Below are 19,656 nucleotides of genomic sequence, written 5' to 3' on the forward strand. Positions count from 1 at the left end.
AGGTAGGAACTTTTACATTAAGGTGATTTTTTCGGTCAAGTTTTTATGCAATCGCAGCGCTCTTTCGCCGCAGGCATGCACAAAGAACCATGCGCTCCGTCACACATGAGGATGAGGAAATCCGTTTCGGACCGAGAGATCACTTCCCGGCTAACGTGGCCGCTTTTCCGAATGCAGTTCGCCGGTTGTCAGCACCGGCGAAGCGTCGATGCTTTCGGCGTCCAGCATGGTCGCCACCCGCTCCAGCGATGCGATCAGCTGTGCCTGTTCCCAGTCCTTCAGCCCCTCGAATGCCTCGACATAGCGCTGTTGCAGCGCGTCCGGCGCACTCTCCACCATGGCCCGGCCGGAATCGGTCACGGTGACATTGGTCTGCCGGCGGTCGGTCTTTGAAGGCACCCGCTCCACCATGCCGCGCGCAACAAGCTTGTCGACCAGCGTGGTAACGGAGGCCTGACGGATGCCCATCTGGGTTGCCAGCGCCTTGGGCGTCACGCTGCCGCGTTCCTCGACAATCTGCAGCACGCGCAGCTGCGCCGGCGTCAGCCGGGCCGACTGCGCCAGATCGCGTTCGTAATTTTCAGTGGCGCGGAGAATCCGCCTGAGCGCAATCAGGCTTTGATCAACGCGGTCAACGGGTGTCGTCGTCATCGCTCCATTATTGCACGAAGATCAAAGCCTTAGACAGCCCAAAAATCGACATAATTAATTAGGCACAATGAATTTCCTGCTTCTCCCTGAAATTCAGGACTTCTCGGCTATTTTATCTGTTTTTCCTTATCTTTATGGTTTTATGACTATTCCCAGCAGAGGGTTGATATTTTCGAAGAGATAATTTACTTAGGAGGCCTAACTAATCGAAATAAGGTCAGACGATGTCCCGGAATATCACCAAGCCCCGATCCAGCATGCCCCGCCTGCGCAAGCCCACTGCAGCGGACGGGGCCCAAATCTGGTCACTTGTGAAGAACTGCAAGCCGCTCGACGAAAATTCGATGTACTGCAATCTCATTCAGGCTGAACATTTCGCGGATACCTGTGTTGTCGCCGAACTTGACGGCGAAATCGTCGGCTGGATCTCCGGCCATCTCATTCCTGCCAAGCAGGAGCTGTTCGTCTGGCAGGTTGCCGTAGGCGAAAAGGCCCGCGGCCTCGGCCTCGGCAAGAAGATGCTGTTCGACCTGATCGAACGTGACGTCTGCGACGACATCACCCATATCAAGACGACCATCACCGAAGACAATGACGCATCCTGGGGCCTGTTCAGGAGCTTCACGCGGTCGCTCGGCGGCGAACTTTCAGATGCCCCGCATTATGAGCGCGATACCCATTTCGACGGACACCACGACACCGAGCACATGGTGACGATTACGCTGCCGGAAGCACGCGCCCTCGCAAACGCCGCTTAACACGCGGCCTGTCACTCCCGTTTTCTTTTCTGAAATCGCTTCAAGCGAAAGGACGACTCATGCCTATGGACATGATCAAGAATGATGTTTTCAAGCGCCGCGAAAGTGCTGCGCGCTCTTACTGCCGCAGCATGCCGGCCACTTTCACCCGCGCCAGCGGCTCGGAAATCTTCGACAAGGACGGCAATCGCTGGATCGACTTTCTGGCCGGTTGTTCCTCGCTGAACTACGGCCACAACGATGCCGACATGAAGGCGGCGCTGATCGAGCATATCTCGTCGGACGGCATCGCCCAGGGTCTTGACCTGCATACCGATACCAAGAGCGATTTCCTCAAGGCGATGGAAACCCACATCCTGAAGCCGCGCGGCATGGACCACAAGGTGATGTTCACCGGCCCGACCGGCGCCAATGCCGTCGAGGCGGCAATGAAGATCGCCCGCAAATCGACCGGCCGCACCAATGTGATTGCCTTTACCAACGGCTTTCACGGCGTCACCATGGGCGCGCTTGCCGCCACCGGCAACGGCTATCACCGCGGCGGCGCTTCGATGGATACGTCCGGCGTCACGCGCATTCCCTATGACGATTACGCCGAAGGCGTCGACAGTGCAGCACTTCTGGAACAGATGCTCGCCGACCCGTCCAGCGGCGTCGACGAACCGGCGGCGATCATGTTCGAGACCGTGCAGGGCGAAGGCGGGCTGAATGCCGCTTCTCCCGAATGGATCCGCCGCATGGCCGATATCGCGCACAATCACGGCGCGCTGCTGATCATCGACGACATTCAGGCTGGCTCCGGCCGCACCGGCCATTTCTTCTCGTTCGAGGAAATGGGCGTAACGCCGGACATCATCACCATGGCCAAATCGGTTTCCGGTTTTGGCCTGCCGATGGCGCTGGTTCTGGTCCGCCCCGAACACGACGTCTTCGGCCCGGCCGAACATAACGGCACGTTCCGCGGCAATACGCATGCCTTCGTGACCGCCCGCGTTGCCATCGAAAAATTTTGGACCGACGATCGCTTCCAGAAGGAACTGGCCGAAAAAAGCACCATGCTGACCGGCGCGCTTTCCAGGATCGCTGCGGAAATCCCCGCTGCCACGCTGAAAGGCCGCGGCCTGATGCAGGGCGTCGATGTCGGCTCGGGCGAGCTGGCGGAAGAAATCTGCGCCCGTTCGTTCGACAAGGGCCTGATCATCGAGACATCCGGCAATGAGGACCAGGTGGTCAAGGTGCTGGCGCCGCTCACCACTTCCGAAGAGACCTTCAGCGAAGGCTTCGACATCCTCCTTGAGGCCGTCCGCGAGACGATGGCCGCCAAAACCCAGATTGCAGCGGAGTAATTCGCAATGATTGTACGTGACCTGAACGAAATCATCGAAAACGACAAGGACCGCGTGGTCGCCGATGCCAAATGGCGCTCGATCCGGATGCTGCTGGCCGGCGACGGCATGGGTTTTTCCTTCCACATCACCATTCTCGAAGCCGGTTCGGAGCACACCTTCGAATACAAGCACCATTTCGAGAGCGTCTATTGCATCAGCGGCAAGGGCTCGATCACCGATATCGCCACCGGCGAGACCCACCAGATCAAGCCCGGCGTGATGTATGCGCTGAACGAGCATGACCGTCACATCCTTCGTTCCGAAGAGGAGCTGGTAATGGCCTGCTGCTTCAATCCCCCGGTGACCGGCACGGAAGTGCACCGGGAAGACGGATCCTATGCCCCGGCGGAGGAAAACGCCTGATATCATGCCCCATACTGTCGAAAAGATCGGCGGGACATCCATGTCCCGCATTGATGAACTCAGCAATACGCTGATCATCGGCAAACGGCGCAAGGCCGAACTCTACGGACGGATTTTCGTGGTCTCCGCCTTTGGCGGCATCACCAATCTTCTGCTGGAGCACAAGAAGACCGGTGAGCCGGGTGTCTATGCGGCTTTCGTCAACAATCAGAGCCATCATGGCTGGCACGACCGGCTGGACCGCGTTGCCGAGGCCATGAAGGAAGCTCACGTCAAGGTGCTGGACAACCCGGCCGATATCGAGCGCGCCGATGCCTTTGTGAATGAACGCATGCTGGGCGCGCGCAACTGCCTGATCGACCTGCAGCGGCTCTGCTCCTACGGCCACTTCCGGTTGACCGAGCATATGAGCCAGATTCGCGAACTGCTGTCGGGGCTCGGCGAGGCGCATTCGGCGTTCGCGACCACGCTGCTGTTGAAGCGCAAGGGCGTGAATGCCCGTTTCGTCGACCTGTCCGGCTGGCATGACGAGGGCGATCTCAGCCTCGAAGACCGTATCCGCCAGGGGATCGACGGCATTGACCTGAAAAGCGAAATGCCGATCGTCACCGGTTACGCCCAGTGCCTTGAAGGGCTGATGAGCGAATTCGACCGCGGCTATTCCGAAGTGACCTTTTCGCGCCTTGCCGCCCTTTCGGGCGCCAGCGAAGCGATCATTCACAAGGAATTCCACCTGTCGTCCGCCGATCCCGCGCTTGTCGGCGCCGACAAGGTCCGCAAGCTGGGGCGCACCAACTACGATGTCGCCGACCAGCTTTCCAATCTCGGCATGGAAGCCATCCATCCGAAGGCGGCCAAGACGCTGCGCCGCGCCGCCGTGCCGCTGCGCGTGACCAACGCATTCGAGCCGCAGGACCCGGGCACGCTGATCGACGACCGGCCGGCCGAAACGCCGGGCGTGGAAATCGTCACCGGGCTCGACCTCTATACGCTGGAAGTGTTCGAACAGGACATGGTCGGCGTGAAGGGCTATGACGCGGCGATCCTCGATGTTCTGACCCGCCACAAGGTGCGGATCGTCTCGAAGGTCTCCAACGCCAATACCATCACCCATTATGTCGACAGTTCGCTGAAGGTCCTGCGCCGTGTGGAAAAGGACCTGTCGGAACGCTGCCCGTCGGCGGAGATTTCGTCGAGAGCCATTGCCATGGCCTCGGTCGTCGGTCGCGACCTGAGCGGTCTCTCCGTTCTGACGCGTGGCCTTCAGGCAATCGCCGCTGCCGGCCACGAAGCCATCGGCGCCAGCCAGGGACCGCGCAATGTCGACGTTCAGTTCATCGTCGACCGCGATGCGCTCGATCCGGTGATCATCGCGCTTCACCGCGCATTGTCGGAAACCGAACGCCCGGCTCTTTCCAAGGCAGCCTGATCGCCTACACAAGAGCAAGACAAAAGCGATAAGCAAGCCGGCCTTTCGGGCCGGCTTTCGTTTACTGACGTCATCCTCGGGCTTGTCCCGAGGATCTAACCACCGCTCAACACGAGCGGCGTTGGTGGTCCGTAATAGTTTGTTTTAAATTTACTTTTCCCGATACGCTTGTCGCGTTCATGCGTGCTTAGACCCTCGGGACAAGCCCGAGGGTGACGAAGGAGAGCGAGGCGAGCTTTGTCACCCGTCCCCACAGGTGTCATGCTCGGACGTGATCCGAGCATCCATTCCGCTCCGGCCCATGAGGCGAAAGGCGCGTCAAGCAAGCCTACATCGTGTGGCCCTGGATCCTCGGGTCAAAGCCCGAGAATGACGCAGAGTTTGAGGCGGCTTTGTCGTCAAACTGCTCTCGTCATACAGGCACTCACATTTCCGCCGCTTCGGCCTTCCCGGTGCTGCCGGACGCATTTTCCCGGTGCAAGCCCCACAGGAAAAGCTGCGTTGCCTGTCGCGCCATTTCCGGGATTTCCTGTTCCGTCAACGGCGGGCGCTGTCCGAGAACAATTGTCAGATAGGTTTCGCCGCGCACCAGCCCCAGAAACTGACTGGCCGTCAGTTCGGGATCGGGGCAGACGATCTCGCCGCGCTCATGGGCTGCCTGCAAAAGCCGTTTCACCCAGTCGAGACTTTTGGCGGGGCCGGTGCGGAAGAAATAGGAGACCAGTTCCGGGGAGCGCCCGGCCTCCGACACGACGAGCCGGTAAAGCCCGATTGCGCTTGGCCGGGAAAACAGTTCGAGCAAATGCTCCGCAAACTGTGTCAGCGCCCCTTCCAGCCCGGCTCTGTCCGCGTCCTCCTCATGGAAAACGCCGGAATAGAGCTTGGCGGTGCTATCGGCCACAAGCGCCTCGAAAAGCCCTTCCTTGTTGCCGAACAGTGCGTAGATCGTGCGCTTCGACCCCCCTGCCCGCTCGATAATCGCATCGATACTGGTGGCGGCGAAACCGCGCTCAAGGAACAGTTCTGCCGCTGCGGACATCAGGGCGGCACGGCGGGGATCGTCAGGGCAGGTCTGGGGCATCGGACTTTTTTGGTTGACTTTGGTAATGAATATTACCATATCGTATCGCACGACTGGTAACAAGCGTTACCATCCTCCCTTTAAAGATTCGGGTTTATCCGATGACCGCTGTCACCGCCTCTGCCGCGTCCAGCACGGACACGCCGCCCCAACAGCCTGCCGCCCCCAGACCGGCAGCGCCGCCAGTGCTTGATGCACGCATCGTCGCCACGCTGACAGGCGTGCTTATTTCGGCGATGATGTCGGGGCTCAACAGCCGCGCGGGCGGCCTTGCCCTCAGCGATATTCGCGGCGCGATGGGACAGGGGATCGATGGCGGCTCGTGGATCACATCGTTTTATTCCGCAGGCGAGCTTCTGGTGATGCCGTTTGCGACCTGGTTCGCCATCACGCTGACCGTCCGCCGGTTCTACATGATCGTGCTCGGCACCACCGCTCTTGTCGCGTTGGTCCAGCCGTTCATCGTCGACCTGCATCTGCTTCTGGCATTGCGGCTGGTTCAGGGGATCAGCGGCGGCGCGCTGATCCCGATCCTGATGATGATGGCGCTGCGGTTCCTGCCGCCGGCAATTCGCCTGCACGGGCTGGCGCTTTATGCGCTGACGGCCACCTTCACGCCGAATGTCGCGATCTGGGTCGTCGGCCACTGGACCGACACGGCGGCTGACCTGCGCTGGGTGTCGTGGCAGTTTCTGCCGGCTGCCGCGCTCTGCGCGCTGCTGGTGGGCTGGGGCCTGCCGAAGGAGCCGGTCATCTGGCCCCGGTTCAAGGGATTCAACCTGGCAGGCTTTCTGACCGGCATTCCGGCACTGTTCCTGCTGGCCATCGCGTTCAGTCAGGGCAACCGGCTGGACTGGTTCAACTCGCCGCTGATCTGTTTCTGCCTGATCGGATCCGCGATCTGCCTTGCCGCCTACATCGCCTCGGAGCTGGCACATCCCTCGCCCTTCATCCGCTTCGAACTTCTGGGGCGGCGCAACCTTCAGGTCGGTTTCACAATCTTCTTTATCCTTCTGGGCGTGCTCTATTCCGGAGCGGGCCTGCCGGCGACCTTCCTCGGCGCGCTTCAGAACTACCGGGCGCTTCAGGTCGCTCCGATCGGGCTGATCATCGGACTGCCGCAGATCGTGCTGGGATCGGTGGTGGCTGCCCTGCTCTATCAAAAATGGGTCGACGCCCGCTATGTTCTGGCAGGCGGGCTGGTGCTGATCGGGCTGGCCTGTTTCTGGGGCGCACAAATTGATCCGAGTTGGACATGGCGGCAATTCGTTCCCGCGCAAATCCTGCAGGCGATCGGTCAACCGATGGCCGTCGTCTCCATGCTGTTTCTTGCCACATCGGTCGTGCAGCAGATGGAAGGGCCTTATATCGCCGGTCTGGTGAACACGCTGCGGGCCGCCGGCACGGTGGTGGGCGTGGCCGCGGTCGGACGCCTTGAACTGATCCGCGAACATTTCCACAGTTCGGTGCTTGTGGGCCACGCGGCGGCCGTATCCGGTCATCTGCCCGCTGCCGCAAGCCCGGATGCGCTGGACGGCATGATTGCAGCACAGGTGATGACGCTGACGATTGCCGACTGTTACCGCGTGCTCGGCGTGATTGCGCTGCTGCTCGCCCCGCTCGCCCTCCTCAGCCACTACATTCCCGCGCCGATGACCCGCCCCGCGCCGTCGGAAAAATAGCCGCGCCCGCCAATCAGGAAAATCAAGCAATGTCCTTTGCCAAACCGAAAATCGTCGTTCCGGTCGTTGCCCTGCTGCTGCTGGGCGCCGGATATTATGTCAATCGCGCGGAGGCGGATTCCCGTCATCAAAGCACCAATGATGCCTATCTCGAGGCCGATTACACCAATGTCGCCCCCGAGGTCTCGGGCCGTGTCGCCAGGCTTCTGGTGGCGGAAAACCAGAAGGTCGAAAAAGGCGATTTGCTGGCCGTGCTTGACGATCACGACCTGACGCTGGAGGTGAACGCCGCCAAGGCCGCACTGGCGGCCGCCGAGGCGGCGCAGGCGACCCTTGCGGCGCAGATCACCCAGCAGCATTCGCTGATCGCGGCCGCGCAATCGAGCCTCGATGCCGACGACGCGGCGCTGATATTGGCCGAGAGCAAGGAAAAACGCGCCCGCGACATGGCAGAGCGCGGAACCGGCACACAGGCCGTGCTGGATGAAATGGTCTCAAGCCTTGCGTCCGTGAAGGCGCGGCGGGCCGCCGATAGTGCCAATCTCGCCGCCCAGCGCCAGCAGCTCGACATTTATGCAGGACAACAGAAATCGGCGCTCGCCGCCGTGCAACAGGCACAGGCCGCGCTCGATCTGGCGGAGTTGCGGTTGAGCTATGCCGAGATCAAGGCGCCGGTTTCCGGCACGATCGGCCAGCAGAACCTGCGCATCGGCGATTATGTCACGACCGGTTCGACCGCCATGTCGATCGTGCCGCTCAGCGAGATCTACGTCACCGCGAACTTCCGCGAAACCCAACTGGCGCATGTCCGCGCTGGCCAGCCCGTCACGCTCAGCGTCGATGCCATACCGGGGCGGGAATTTTCCGGAACGGTGGCCAGCCTCGGGCCGGCCAGCAATGTCAGCTACAGCGCCGTCGCGCCGGCCAATGCCACGGGCAATTTCACCAAGGTTGCGCAGCGACTTCCGGTCCGCATCGAAATCGCGCCCGGACAGCCGCAGATGGATCTGATGCGCGCCGGCATGTCGGTGATTGCGGATATCGATACGGACATCACACCCGAGAGCAAGTCATGACCACACTGAACGAAACCGAAGGCGAAATCCTGACCTTCTGGACCCAGCAGGACCGGATGCACGGCCACCAGCCGCTGGGCCAGTGGCTGTTCGGCGAAATCGAACGCCACGGCATCGAAGGCGCAACGCTTTCCGGCGGGCTGATCGGCCGCGGCCATGACGGCATGACCCATGCGATGACGCTGATGGATGTGGCCGGACAACCCCTGCAGATCACCGTCATCGCATCAACGGAAAAGATCGACAGACTGCTGATGGCATTGTCAGGCCAGAACCTGGCCCTGTTCTACAGCCGCACACCGGCCCGCTTCGCCACGCTCTGACGGTATCGCCACCCTCACGGTCATTGCGGCAGATCGCTTGTTTCAAAGGCGGCTGCATCAACTTTGAAAATAAATACTATTTAATAAAAATAAAATACGATATATAAAATGCCGGGTACGATCTCTTTGCACGGGAGGAAACGGGATCATGGCTGGCAGGCCGGAGCAGGAGGCGACAGCCGGAGCGCGACTGTCGGAAAAATCCGGTGGCGCCGGCCGCAAGGTCATGGCCGGCTGCCTGAGCGAATTCGTCAATGCCATTGTCGGCGGCGAAATGCCGGAGGGCGCCTTGCTGCCGAGCGAGGCGGAACTTATGGCGCGCTTCAAGGTCAGCCGCACGACACTGCGTGAGACCATGCAGTATATGGTCGCCCAGGGGCTTATCCGGTCGCGCCCGCGGGCCGGAACCGTTGTGCAGCCACGGGCGGCGTGGAACATGCTCGACCCGCTGCTTCTGGATGCCGCCCTCGACCACGAACAGGATTTTGCCTTTTACGACGCGCTGCTTCAGGCGCGTGAAGTGCTGGAGCCCGTTTCGGCGCGGCAGGCGGCAACCAATGCCGACAATGCAGCGCTGATTGCGGTGACCGAGGCATTCGAGGCCATGGTCGAGGCCAGCGGCCGCGACACGGAAGCCTGGAGCCAGGCGGATCTCGATTTTCACACTGCTATTCTTGCCGCCAGCGGAAACTGGGTTTTCGTGCAGTTCGGCGTGGCCATTCGCGGCGCGCTGCTCGCCAGTTTCCGCCTGACCAACCGCGCCAGCCATTCCTTTGACGATGCGATCGCGCTGCATCGTCAGCTTCTGGAAGCCATCCGGCTGCGGCAGCCGGACGAAGCGGAAGCGGTTATGCGCGAACTGATTGCCCGGGCGCGCGAGGACATGGAACAGGCGCGCCCCGCAGCCGCAGAGGAGTAGAAAACGCGATGAGTGGACGTCTGAAGGACAAGGTCGCAATCATTACCGGCGCCGGACAGGGCATCGGCGCCGCCATTGCCCGCTGTTTCGCGGCAGAAGGCGCGCAGGTGATCGTCGCCGAACGCAATGTTGAGACCGGCGCGGCAACGGCCGCTGCCGTCGGCGGTCTGTTTCAAGAGACCGATGTCACCCGCCAGGCCGATATCGATGCGGTTGTGGCCATGGCACTGGAGCGGTTCGGCCATATCGATGTGCTGGTCAACAATGCCGGTGCGAATGTCTTCTACCGACCACATGAAATGCCGCGTGCGGAATGGGCGCGCTGCATGGCGCTCGATCTGGAGGCCTGCTGGGCGATGACCGAAGCCGTGCTGCCGGCCATGCGCAAGCAGCGGCAGGGTTCGGTGGTCAACATTGCCAGTTCGCACGGCTTCAAGATCATTCCGCACACCTTTCCCTATCCGGTGGCAAAACATGGGCTGATCGGCCTGACCCGCGCGCTCGGCATTGAATATGCCGCCGAGGGCATCCGTGTGAATGCCATCGCGCCCGGCTATATCGATACCGAAATCGCCCAGATCTACTGGAACGGCTTTGACGATCCGGCCGCCGAACGGCGCAAGGCGGAAGACCTGCATCCGCCGAAGCGGATCGGCCAACCGGAAGAAGTGGCGATGACCGCCGTCTTTCTGGCGTCCGACGAAGCGCCGTTCATCAATGCCGAAACGATCATGATCGACGGCGGACGCTCGGTTGTCTTTCATGATTAGGAACACACTGTTAGCGGAGAAGGCAACCATGACCGAACACCCCGAATGGGTCGCTGTGGACTGGGGCACGTCCAACCTGCGCGTCTGGGTCATGGGGCCGTCGGGCGATGTGCTGCAATACCGCGAGGACCCGCGCGGCATGGGCGTGTTGAAACCGGAGGCCTTTGCCGGCGTGCTCGGCGAACTGCTAAGCGGGGTCGAGCGGCAAGATACGGCGCTGCCGGTTGTCATCTGCGGCATGGCAGGGGCGCGCGAGGGGTGGGCGGAAGCCGGCTATTGCGCCGTTCCCGGTCCGCCGCCCGGTGCGGACCAGAGCATCAGGGTTCCCGCAACCTCGCCCGATCTCAAGGTCTTCATTCTGCCTGGCATGTGCCAGCAGGAGCCGCCGGACGTGATGCGCGGCGAAGAAACCCAGGCAGCCGGCTTTCTGGCGATGACGCCGGATTTCGATGGGGTCCTGTGCATGCCCGGCACCCATTGCAAATGGGTACGCTGCGCCGAAGGCATGGTGAAATCCTTCAAGACGACCATGACCGGAGAGGTCTTCTCCCTGCTGCGCGACCACTCGGTGCTGCATCAGGCTCTTGCCGGACCTGCATGGGACATGGCGAGCTTCGATCAGGCGGCAGAGACGGCCGCCGAAAACCCCGGACAGGCGCTGACCAACCTGTTCTCGATCCGCGCAGACCGGCTTTTGAACGCAGCGCAGACGGGACCGGCACAGCTTTCGGGCTTGCTGATCGGCGCCGAAGTGGTGGCATTGCATCAACTCTGGTCGCGCCGGCCGGTGGCGCTGATCGGCAGCGAACAGCTTGCCGATCTCTACGCCCGCGTGCTGACGGCACGCGGCGCGGAAGTGCAGCGCATCGATGCCGAGGCGGCCACCTTGGGCGGCCTGAAGGCCGCCTATGAACAATTGAAAAACAGATTATGAAAGCTGAAACGGGGTTTGCGATCATTCAAGCCCCGCTGAATGCCCTGATGCCGCTCGAAGGTATCAGGGACCGCTGTTGAAGAGCTGGCGGGCCCCGGAGAGAGGCGCTCACCAATCGCCTACCATTCCGCGACAGTACCGTCCTCATGCCGCCACAGCGGATTTCGCCAGTTATGCCCGGTTTTGGCGGCTTCGACCACTGCTTCCTCGTTGATCTCGATCCCAAGCCCCGGACCGGACGGGATCGTCACGCTGCCATCGGCATAGTTGAATACGTTCGGGTCCTTAAGGTAGTCGAACAGATCGCTGCCCTTGCCGTTATAGTGGATGCCGAGCGACTGCTCCTGAATGAAGGCGTTGTGGCTGACGGCGTCGACCTGCAGGCAGGCGGCCAGCGCAATCGGTCCGAGCGGGCAATGCGGCGCAAACGCCACGTCATAAGCCTCGGCCATGGCAGCAATCTTGCGACATTCGGAAATGCCGCCGGCATGGCTGAGATCCGGCTGGATGATGTCGACCACCCGCGATTCAAAAACCTTGCGGAAATCCCAGCGCGAATAAAGCCGCTCGCCCAGCGCAATCGGCGTGGTCGCGCCGCGCACGACCTCGCCAAGTGCATCGATATGGTCCGACAACAGCGGCTCCTCGATGAACATCAGGCGGAACTGTTCCAGTTCGCGGATCAGCGCCTTGGCCATCGGCCGGTGCACCCGCCCGTGAAAATCGACGGCAATACCGATATAAGGACCGACTTCCGCGCGCACGGCGGCAAGCGTTTCGACAGCGGCGTCGATCTTGGCATGGCTGTCGACGATCTGCATCTCGGCCGTGCCGTTCATCTTCAGGGCGGAAAAGCCGCGATCCACGGTTTCCCGCGCGGCCTTCGCGGCATCGGAGGGGCGATCGCCGCCGATCCATGAATAGATGCGGATACGATCGCGGCAGGGGCCGCCGAGAAGCTGATGCACGGGCAGGCCCGCCGCCTTGCCCTTGATATCCCACAGCGCCTGGTCGACGCCGGCAATCGCGCTCATCAGGATCGGGCCGCCGCGATAGAAGGCGCCGCGATACATTGCCTGCCAGTGGTCTTCGATGCGCAGAGGGTCCTTGCCGACGAGATAATCCTCAAGTTCCGCCACCGCCTGTCGCACGGTCAGCGCGCGACCCTCGATCACCGGCTCGCCCCAGCCGCAAATGCCCTCATCGGTCTCGATCTTGAGAAACAGCCATCGCGGGGCGACCAGAAATGTCTTCAGCGCCGTGATTTTCATGATGTGACTGCTCCATTGCGTATGCGTTGGCCCTCACCGTCGAAATAGAACGGCTGCGACGGCAGGGCAAAACCGATTTCCGTGCCCGTTTGCGGGCGGGTGGCGCCGCGTGCCTCGGCGATGATGGTCTGGCCATCACCGAGATCGGCGTGGATGATCGACGTGCCGCCGAGATTTTCGACGACACCGACCTTTGCGGCAATATCGTTGCCGATCTCGAGGCTTTCCGGACGCAAACCAACCGTCACCGCGCCGGCGGGCGGGGAAAGTTTTCCGTTGGTCAGCGGGCTGCCTTCGAGCTTCAGCAGGTTCATCCGTGGCGATCCGATAAAGCCGGCAACGAAGATATTGTCCGGATCATTGTAGAGCGTGTCCGGCGTGCCGATCTGTTCGATCCGGCCATCGCGCAGCACGACAATCTTGTCGGCGAGCGTCATTGCCTCGACCTGGTCATGGGTGACGTAGATCATCGTTGCGCCCAACTGGCGGTGAAGCTCGGCCAGTTCCACGCGCATCTGCGCGCGCAGTTCGGCATCGAGATTGGAGAGCGGTTCGTCGAACAGGAAGGCGCGCGGCTTTCGGACGATCGCCCGGCCGATGGCCACCCGCTGGCGCTGACCGCCGGAAAGCTGCGAGGGTTTGCGATCCATCAGCGGCTGAAGCTGGAGAATGATCGCCGCCTCCTTCACGCGCGCTTCCGTCTCGGCTTTCGAATGGCCGGTGCGGCGCAGGCCGAAGCTCATGTTCTGGCGCACGGTCATGTGCGGATAAAGCGCGTAGGACTGAAACACCATGGCTAGCCCCCGCTCGGCCGGGGCAAGATCGTTGACCACCGTGTCGCCGATCCTGATATCGCCGCCGCTCATGGTCTCAAGACCGGCGATCAGCCTGAGCAGGGTCGACTTGCCGCAGCCTGACGGGCCGACGAAGATGCAGAATTCGCCTTCGGCGACCGACAGGTCGATATCGCGAATGACCTCCAGCGCGCCAAAGGCCTTGCGGACCGAGGACAGTTCTATGCTGCTCATGGCTTAGCCTCCCCTGTGATCATGCGCTTCACCCATGCGCTGACAGCATCGGGCGTCAACTCGGGTGCATCCGTTTCCGGCGCGGCCAGATGACGGGCGATGGCGGCCGAAAGTGCTGCTGCGACAGGACGTCCCGGCGTGGTGAGATCGATCGCGGACGCGATCAGCCGTCCCGCACCGACCTTTGCCTCGGCCAGCAGCGCAAGGTCGCGGTTCTGGTTCCAGTCATCGATCACATCGATGATCCGCCCGAAGCCGAGGCCATCGAGATCAAGCGCCCGGCGATCGTGCAGCAGTTCCCATTCATGCCAGCCGCTTGGCCGCTCCGCCGGGAACGTGCTGAAGACCGGATGTTCGGTGCGGTTGATGAGGCCAAGCGTTTGCGGCGGCTGGCCATCGGTCCAGACCGTGTTCCAGAACAGGGTGGTAAAGCCGAGTTCGGCATTGGGGACGATGGTCTCCGGCGCAGGCGCAAAGACAAGGCTTTCGCCCGCCATAAGCCTTTCCAGTTCCGCCGCGCCGAGACGAGTGACAATCGGAAGGTCGGCCTTTTCCTCGGCAAACACCCAGAAATCCCAGCTGTTGTCCGCCCCGCCAACGAAAAGCGTCAGCGTGTAGCGGCCCTGCGCCAGCCCGTCCGTCGCCACCGTTATGTCGCCCAGATGGTGAAGGTCGCCGGTCTGAAGCAGATCGTGGGCGATGGTGCCTTCGGCCCGAAGCCCGCCATCGCGATCCTGCACGCTCCAGCGCGCCTCGCCTGCAGCCAGATCGTGCTGGGTAAACAGCGACACCGCCGCGCCGGCGGTAAAGGCCGCGCCCTTTGTCAGCACGAAGCCGGGCGCCAGCAACAGCGGTACGACAGGACCGCAGAAGCGACGGAACGCGACCGGATCATCATAGGGTTTCGCCGACCAGAAGGCATCGACGACGCCGACCAGCGCGGTGCCCTGACCGGGAAAATCCTGCAGGCCGAGCAACTGAAAACCGGCATAGTCGGGGGTGCGCAGGCTTGCCTCGATATCCTCCTTGTAAAGCGCCGTCTGCAATGCGCCCGAGCACATCATCTTTTCGTAGGCGCTGTCGCGCCGTCCCTTGCTTTCAAGGTCGCGGGCGACGATGTCGAAGGCATCGGGCGCCAGCGGACCGTCGTAACGCGGAATGGAATCCAGATCGGGATAAACGCACCATTGCCCGATTTCATGTCCGAGCAGCGGAACCTTTTCGGCCTGAACCCATTCGCTCCAGTCGGTTTCGGTTTCGAGCGAGCGCGCGTTCAGGCGGCTTTCCAGCCCCTCGCCCCAGCGGTGGCTGCGCGGCTCCGGTTTGGACAGATAGTCGGCGCGCTTGAGCGAGGGCCAGCCTGAACCGCCATTATAAAGGCGTCGCGGATCGCGGCCGCACCACTCCTCCAGAAACCGCTCCAGCCAGGCATGCAGGCCGGAACCTGACACCTCGTTGCCGACCGTCAACATCACGAAGGAGGGATGATTGCCATATTCGGCGACGATCCGCTCCGCTTCCCGGCGGGTGAACGCGTCGATCTCAGGATCGGAGCCGAGAGCGCACCAGACCGGCGTTTCGACATGAAGGTAAAGGCCCAGTTCGTCGGCGACCTCGAAGGCCGCGCGCGGCGGGCACCAGCTGTGAAACCGCACATGGTTGAGCCCGTGTTCCTGCACGCTGCCGAAGGCAACGCGCCAGCCCTCCCGGTCCATCGGCGGGTGGCCGGTCTTCGGGAAGATGCAGCAATCGAGCGTGCCGCGCAGGAAGATGCGGCGACCGTTCAGGCGGATGTGACGGCCTTCACGCTCGATATGGCGCAGGCCGAAATCCGTCTCGCGAAAATCGACCGGCGCCCCGTCGCGGCGCCATTCCGCCTTCAGACGATGGATGGCCGGCGAGAACTCGTCCCAGCGGGCAGCATCCACCGGCAGCGGCATGGTGAGGTCAAGCGGCGTATAGCCAGAGTCGATATCAAGCGGCAGAACCTGCGAAACCGCGCGCCCGTCATCCAGCGTTGCCGTCAGGTGAAGTTCATCGACATGCCCGCCTTCGGTCCAGAAGGTCGGCCATGTGCGGCTCGGATCAAGCGCGTCGAGTTCGATGCGAAGGTCGATGCCCGTCTTGCCGGTGGTCACATCCAGCCGGGCGATCCGCCCGGCGCGGGCCTCGATGCGTATCGCGCCGACGATGCCGTTCCAGTTCGACTGCGTATGCTCCGAGGTCGAATGCGCCACGTCCGGATTTTTTTCGCGAATGGCCTGGCCGACATTGGGGAAATCGGAATTGTCGACCCGAAGCACGATCCGGTGGTTGCCCGGCTCGAGCTGGCCGAGCAGAAACATGTTCGGTGTGCAAAGCCCGAGATCGCGACCGATTTCGAGGCCGTCGATCCAGACCCGCACTTCGCCGTGCGGGCGTTCCAGCATCAGATCGTGATGCAGACCGGCCTGACTGTCCGGCACGACGAAATCGCGGGCATACCAGGCCGGCCCGACATAGGGATGGCGGCGGGTCAGATAGGCCATGCCGGCGCTCGGTCCGGCCGGCGTCTTTTCGGCCAGATCGATGGTTCCGGGCAAGGCGATGCTGTCTTCGAAGGCGGCGGTGTGCCAGTCTGCGCGCAGGCCCTGTCCTTCAGGGTCAAGCGCAAAGTCCCATTCGCCGGAAAGCTCGATTTCGTGAAGCATGATGCTGGAGGTCCATTCTCAAACAGTGGGTCAAGCGCCGGCGGACCACGGCCCGCCGGGAATTTCAGGTATCAGAGGCGCGCCCTGATCCGCTTTTCCGCGGTTTCAAGCGCCTGTTCGGGCGTTTCCACGCCCTTGGCGACATTATCGACGGCGACCTGGACGGCATCTCCCGCCAGGCGGTCATGGGTATTCAACGGCCATGATTTCATCGTGCGCTGCACCTCGGCAAAAACCGTGTTGACGTTCTGGCCGCCATAATAGGGATCCTCGAAATTGATCCAGTCGGCGCTCCCGGCCGGCAGGTAGGCGGGGTAGAGGTCGTCGTTCTGGTATTGCTGCTTCAGGCTTTCATTATCGGTGACGAGCCAGTGGATGAAGGCCCAGGCGGCTTCCTTGTTTTTCGAGGTGTTGAGCACGCCGATAAAGTCGCCGCCATAGTTCCAGGACCGGCTGCCGTTTTCATCGGCGGGAACCGGCGAGACACCCCATTTTCCGGCGTCGTTGGGCGCAAAGGCCCGCTTCAGCAACCCGCCGAACCAGTTGCCCGACATGATCGTGGCGATCTGCCCCTTGCCGAAAGCGGACTGCCATTCGGGCGACCACATGGAAAACGGCGAGATCAGTTTCGCCTTGCCCGCCTGATCGATCAGGTCAAGCGCATCGATGATGACCGGATTGTCGAGCTGAAGATTGCCGTCGGCATCGAACCAGCCAATGCCGGCCTGGCCCATGCGCACCGTCAGGATCTCGAGGCCGTTGGCGATCATCCACCGCTCGTTGGGGACGATCATCTTGCTGCCTTCCGAAAGGAAAGCGTCCCAGGTCGCGAAAGTGTCGGCCACCGCATCGGGTTCGGAGGGCAGCCCGACCTCATCGAAGATGTCGCGGCGATAGAACATGGCGCCGGGGCCGGTGTGCTTCGGCAGTGCGACGATCTTGCCATTGTCCGTCTTGACGTTATCGGCGGCAAAACCGGCAAAATCCTCAAGCAGAGGACCGGCATTGAACGGCTCGGCGGCGAGATCGACCCATTGCGGACGCTGCCGCAGAAGCGCCAGTTCGTTGAGTTCGATCATCGCCACATCCGGGCCGGCCCCGGACAGAAGAGCGCGCTGAACGGTGTTGAGATAGTTCGAATTCGCGTTCGGGAAGCCCTGAACATTGACGGTGATATTGGGATACACCTTGTTGAAAGCGGGCATCAGCGCCGTGAAGGTGCGGTCATTATTGGGCCACGTCCACACACTGATCGTCGCGCTCAAGTCGGGGTCCACCGCCATCGGCGTTCCCTGCGCGAAGACGGGGCGGGCGACCAGCGTCGCCATGGACATTGCCAGCATTCTGCGTCGTGTCAGATCCATTGTTTCCTCCCTGAGTGGACCTTCGGATGATTACTTCACCGCTCCGGACGTGAGACCGGCGATGAACTGTCGCGACAGAAGCGCAAACAGGATGAACACCGGAACGAGCCCGATCAGGGTCGCCAGCATCACTGCGGGTGTGTCGGAAAAATGCGTGCGCGACAAAAGCGTCAGCGCCAGCGGCACGGTGAACTTCGCGCCGTCCGCCAGCACGACCAAGGGAATCTGGAATTCGTTCCAGGTGCTGATCAGGGTCCACACGCCAAGGGCTGCGAGACCGGGCCGGATGATCGGAAGCACGACGAACCAGAAGGTTGCGATCGGGCCGGAATTGTCCATTTCCGCCGCCTCGTAAAGCTCGACGGGGATCGAGGAGCCGATATAGGTGTACATCCACACAACGCCGAAGCCGGAGGCAATGGCCGGCACGATCAACGGCCAGAAGGTGTTGAGCCAGCCCAGCCAGCTCATCTGCAGGAAAAACGGTATCAGCGCCAGCGACGGCGGAAAGAACAGGGTGGCAAAGGTGACCGCAAGCAGGAATTTGTGGCTCGGGCGGCCGGTATAGCGCGCCAGTCCATAGCCGGCAAAACTCGACACCAGCACCAGACCGATCGTCTTCGGCACCACAACGGCGATGGAGTTCCAGACCGGCCTGAGGGGCGGAAACACGTCCGCGATCCGGCTGTAGTTCTCCATCAGCTGGTCGCCGAACCACAATGGCGGCGGGAACTGGAAGACCTCGGCAAGAGACCGCGTCGCAAACACCGCCGTCCAGTAGAGCGGCATCACGAAAACGAGGGAGAGCAACAGCAGCCCGATGGTCAGGATCAGGTTCCAGCGGCGCTCGGAATTCGCCCAGAGCTGTCTCATGTCGTGGCTCCCAGATTGGCGCTGATGCGGCGATAGATGAGGGTCATGGCGACCACGGCAATGAAGATGTACCAGCTGACCGCGGCGCCAAGACCGAAATCGAACTGGGTGAAGGCGGTCGCGTAGAGATACATTCCAAGCGTGCTGGCCGCGTCATCGGTGCCGCCGGTGCCCTGTGTCAGCACATAGGGTTCGTCGAACATCTGCAGGCCGCCGATGGTCGCCGTGATCACCGAAAAGGCAATCGATGGCGCCAAAAGCGGCATGGTGATGCGGCTGAAGATCGACCACCGGCTGACGCCTTCCATCCGCGCGGCCTCGTAGATGTCGCGCGAGATCGCCTGAAGCCCGGCCAGGAAGATGATCATATGCCAGCCGGTCCAGCGCCAGACCACCAGCAGGACGACCAGCGGCTTGATCCACACGGTGGAATCGAACCAGCTGAAATAGGTCGGCGTGCCGGTGACCTCGCCGATCAGCATGTTCACCAGCCCGCCATTGGCGGTGAAGAACACCCTGAGAATGACCGCGGCGATGGCCGGGGCGACCAGAAGCGGCAGCAGGAAGACGAGCCGGAAATAGGTGCGGCCGAAAACGGCGTATTCATTGATGACGACCGCAAGCGTCAGCGCCAGTCCCGCGGTGATCACCGTCGAGACGAGCCAGATATAGACGGTATTCCAGACCGCCTTGCGGAAAACCGGATCGCCCAGCGCGGTCAGGTAGTTGTCGAAACCGACGAACTGCGGCGGCGAAAATCCGTCCCACCGGTTGAACCCGAGCCAGGCCGAAAAGACGACCGGGAAGAACGAGAACGCCAGAAAGATGATGAGAAACGGCGATACCGTGAGCCAGAGGGCGCCTGTGCCGCGCATGCGCTCGCCGCGGTTTCTTCGTTTGGCTTCGCTGATCGCCATGAAGCGCTCCTCCCGATGCACTCGACTGGCTGATTTCATTAATCCGACTAATGGGGTTTGTCAAACCATTAATCAGACTAATTACCTAAACCCACGGATTGACCGCAGGTTTCCGGCTGTATAGGCTTTCATTAATCTG

General features: G+C 61.8%; 18 protein-coding genes. 10 read left to right on the forward strand and 8 right to left on the reverse strand.

The window, feature by feature from the left end:
- Positions 1–150: 150 nt before the first annotated feature.
- Positions 151–651: a MarR family winged helix-turn-helix transcriptional regulator gene (locus tag ABID12_RS08210; RefSeq protein WP_106310834.1), complete on the reverse strand. Its 501-nt coding sequence runs from the start codon at positions 649–651 to the stop codon at positions 151–153.
- Between the two features lie 224 nt (positions 652–875).
- Between ABID12_RS08210 and ectA the strand changes: the two genes are divergently transcribed.
- The 4 genes from ectA to ABID12_RS08230 all read left to right on the forward strand — a co-directional run bounded on the left by ectA (position 876) and on the right by ABID12_RS08230 (position 4,589).
- Positions 876–1,409 (forward strand): diaminobutyrate acetyltransferase, encoded by a 534-nt coding sequence (ectA, locus tag ABID12_RS08215; protein WP_106310831.1) that lies wholly within the window; start codon positions 876–878, stop codon positions 1,407–1,409.
- 65 nt (positions 1,410–1,474) lie between these two features.
- Positions 1,475–2,755 carry a diaminobutyrate--2-oxoglutarate transaminase gene (gene ectB, locus ABID12_RS08220; RefSeq protein ID WP_354433806.1) on the forward strand — a complete coding sequence of 427 codons (1,281 nt, stop codon included), beginning with the start codon at positions 1,475–1,477 and terminating at the stop codon, positions 2,753–2,755.
- A 6-nt stretch (positions 2,756–2,761) separates the two neighbouring features.
- Positions 2,762–3,160, forward strand: a complete 399-nt coding sequence (locus tag ABID12_RS08225; RefSeq protein WP_106310825.1) for an ectoine synthase — start codon at positions 2,762–2,764, stop codon at positions 3,158–3,160.
- A 4-nt stretch (positions 3,161–3,164) separates the two neighbouring features.
- Positions 3,165–4,589 carry an aspartate kinase gene (locus tag ABID12_RS08230; protein WP_354433807.1) on the forward strand — a complete coding sequence of 475 codons (1,425 nt, stop codon included), beginning with the start codon at positions 3,165–3,167 and terminating at the stop codon, positions 4,587–4,589.
- A gap of 424 nt (positions 4,590–5,013) precedes the next feature.
- Here the strand turns inward: ABID12_RS08230 and ABID12_RS08235 are convergent, their stop codons facing one another.
- Positions 5,014–5,670 (reverse strand): TetR/AcrR family transcriptional regulator, encoded by a 657-nt coding sequence (locus ABID12_RS08235; protein WP_354433808.1) that lies wholly within the window; start codon positions 5,668–5,670, stop codon positions 5,014–5,016.
- Positions 5,671–5,771: 101 nt separating this feature from the next.
- On the opposite strand from ABID12_RS08235, the gene ABID12_RS08240 reads away from it, so the two are divergent.
- From ABID12_RS08240 to ABID12_RS08265, 6 genes are all read left to right on the forward strand, one after another.
- Positions 5,772–7,352, forward strand: coding sequence for an MFS transporter (locus ABID12_RS08240; protein ID WP_354433809.1), 1,581 nt, complete (start codon positions 5,772–5,774; stop codon positions 7,350–7,352).
- 29 nt (positions 7,353–7,381) lie between these two features.
- Positions 7,382–8,428, forward strand: coding sequence for an HlyD family secretion protein (locus tag ABID12_RS08245; protein WP_354433810.1), 1,047 nt, complete (start codon positions 7,382–7,384; stop codon positions 8,426–8,428).
- The gene (locus tag ABID12_RS08250) at positions 8,425–8,751 is read left to right on the forward strand and encodes a DUF190 domain-containing protein (protein ID WP_354433811.1); all 327 of its coding nucleotides are present in this window, start codon (positions 8,425–8,427) and stop codon (positions 8,749–8,751) included. Before ABID12_RS08245 ends, ABID12_RS08250 begins: the two co-directional genes overlap by 4 nt.
- A 148-nt stretch (positions 8,752–8,899) precedes the next feature.
- On the forward strand, positions 8,900–9,670 hold the full coding sequence (locus ABID12_RS08255) for a FadR/GntR family transcriptional regulator (RefSeq protein ID WP_354433812.1): 771 nt from the start codon (positions 8,900–8,902) through the stop codon (positions 9,668–9,670).
- Between the two features lie 8 nt (positions 9,671–9,678).
- The gene (locus tag ABID12_RS08260; RefSeq protein WP_354433813.1) at positions 9,679–10,440 is read left to right on the forward strand and encodes an SDR family oxidoreductase; all 762 of its coding nucleotides are present in this window, start codon (positions 9,679–9,681) and stop codon (positions 10,438–10,440) included.
- A gap of 28 nt (positions 10,441–10,468) precedes the next feature.
- Positions 10,469–11,374 carry a 2-dehydro-3-deoxygalactonokinase gene (locus ABID12_RS08265; protein WP_354433814.1) on the forward strand — a complete coding sequence of 302 codons (906 nt, stop codon included), beginning with the start codon at positions 10,469–10,471 and terminating at the stop codon, positions 11,372–11,374.
- Positions 11,375–11,493: 119 nt separating this feature from the next.
- Here ABID12_RS08265 and dgoD read toward each other — a convergent pair whose 3' ends face one another.
- From dgoD to ABID12_RS08295, 6 genes are all read right to left on the reverse strand, one after another.
- Complete coding sequence (gene dgoD, locus ABID12_RS08270; RefSeq protein WP_354433815.1) at positions 11,494–12,645, reverse strand: galactonate dehydratase; 1,152 nt, start codon at positions 12,643–12,645, stop codon at positions 11,494–11,496.
- Positions 12,642–13,673, reverse strand: a complete 1,032-nt coding sequence (locus tag ABID12_RS08275; RefSeq protein ID WP_354433816.1) for an ABC transporter ATP-binding protein — start codon at positions 13,671–13,673, stop codon at positions 12,642–12,644. Before ABID12_RS08275 ends, dgoD begins: the two co-directional genes overlap by 4 nt.
- A complete protein-coding gene (locus ABID12_RS08280) occupies positions 13,670–16,363 on the reverse strand; it encodes a DUF8487 domain-containing protein (protein ID WP_354433817.1) in 2,694 nt (897 codons plus the stop codon). Before ABID12_RS08280 ends, ABID12_RS08275 begins: the two co-directional genes overlap by 4 nt.
- A gap of 71 nt (positions 16,364–16,434) precedes the next feature.
- Positions 16,435–17,727 carry an extracellular solute-binding protein gene (locus tag ABID12_RS08285; protein ID WP_354433818.1) on the reverse strand — a complete coding sequence of 431 codons (1,293 nt, stop codon included), beginning with the start codon at positions 17,725–17,727 and terminating at the stop codon, positions 16,435–16,437.
- 30 nt (positions 17,728–17,757) lie between these two features.
- Positions 17,758–18,600 (reverse strand): carbohydrate ABC transporter permease, encoded by an 843-nt coding sequence (locus ABID12_RS08290; protein ID WP_106310786.1) that lies wholly within the window; start codon positions 18,598–18,600, stop codon positions 17,758–17,760.
- Entirely contained in the window at positions 18,597–19,517 is a 921-nt protein-coding gene (locus ABID12_RS08295) for a carbohydrate ABC transporter permease (protein WP_227023767.1), read from the reverse strand. Before ABID12_RS08295 ends, ABID12_RS08290 begins: the two co-directional genes overlap by 4 nt.
- Positions 19,518–19,656: the final 139 nt, after the last annotated feature.

Source organism: Martelella mangrovi, from assembly GCF_040545495.1.
In the GTDB taxonomy this organism is placed as follows: Bacteria; Pseudomonadota; Alphaproteobacteria; order Rhizobiales; family Rhizobiaceae; genus Martelella; species Martelella mangrovi.

Bases quoted from the DNA above. Each gene is read 5' to 3' on its own strand.
- ABID12_RS08210 (WP_106310834.1), bottom strand. From the start codon at position 651: ATGACGACGACACCCGTTGACCGCGTTGATCAAAGCCTGATTGCGCTC.
- ectA (WP_106310831.1), top strand. From the start codon at position 876: ATGTCCCGGAATATCACCAAGCCCCGATCCAGCATGCCCCGCCTGCGC.
- ectB (WP_354433806.1), top strand. From the start codon at position 1,475: ATGGACATGATCAAGAATGATGTTTTCAAGCGCCGCGAAAGTGCTGCG.
- ABID12_RS08225 (WP_106310825.1), top strand. From the start codon at position 2,762: ATGATTGTACGTGACCTGAACGAAATCATCGAAAACGACAAGGACCGC.
- ABID12_RS08230 (WP_354433807.1), top strand. From the start codon at position 3,165: ATGCCCCATACTGTCGAAAAGATCGGCGGGACATCCATGTCCCGCATT.
- ABID12_RS08235 (WP_354433808.1), bottom strand. From the start codon at position 5,670: ATGCCCCAGACCTGCCCTGACGATCCCCGCCGTGCCGCCCTGATGTCC.
- ABID12_RS08240 (WP_354433809.1), top strand. From the start codon at position 5,772: ATGACCGCTGTCACCGCCTCTGCCGCGTCCAGCACGGACACGCCGCCC.
- ABID12_RS08245 (WP_354433810.1), top strand. From the start codon at position 7,382: ATGTCCTTTGCCAAACCGAAAATCGTCGTTCCGGTCGTTGCCCTGCTG.
- ABID12_RS08250 (WP_354433811.1), top strand. From the start codon at position 8,425: ATGACCACACTGAACGAAACCGAAGGCGAAATCCTGACCTTCTGGACC.
- ABID12_RS08255 (WP_354433812.1), top strand. From the start codon at position 8,900: ATGGCTGGCAGGCCGGAGCAGGAGGCGACAGCCGGAGCGCGACTGTCG.
- ABID12_RS08260 (WP_354433813.1), top strand. From the start codon at position 9,679: ATGAGTGGACGTCTGAAGGACAAGGTCGCAATCATTACCGGCGCCGGA.
- ABID12_RS08265 (WP_354433814.1), top strand. From the start codon at position 10,469: ATGACCGAACACCCCGAATGGGTCGCTGTGGACTGGGGCACGTCCAAC.
- dgoD (WP_354433815.1), bottom strand. From the start codon at position 12,645: ATGAAAATCACGGCGCTGAAGACATTTCTGGTCGCCCCGCGATGGCTG.
- ABID12_RS08275 (WP_354433816.1), bottom strand. From the start codon at position 13,673: ATGAGCAGCATAGAACTGTCCTCGGTCCGCAAGGCCTTTGGCGCGCTG.
- ABID12_RS08280 (WP_354433817.1), bottom strand. From the start codon at position 16,363: ATGCTTCACGAAATCGAGCTTTCCGGCGAATGGGACTTTGCGCTTGAC.
- ABID12_RS08285 (WP_354433818.1), bottom strand. From the start codon at position 17,727: ATGGATCTGACACGACGCAGAATGCTGGCAATGTCCATGGCGACGCTG.
- ABID12_RS08290 (WP_106310786.1), bottom strand. From the start codon at position 18,600: ATGAGACAGCTCTGGGCGAATTCCGAGCGCCGCTGGAACCTGATCCTG.
- ABID12_RS08295 (WP_227023767.1), bottom strand. From the start codon at position 19,517: ATGGCGATCAGCGAAGCCAAACGAAGAAACCGCGGCGAGCGCATGCGC.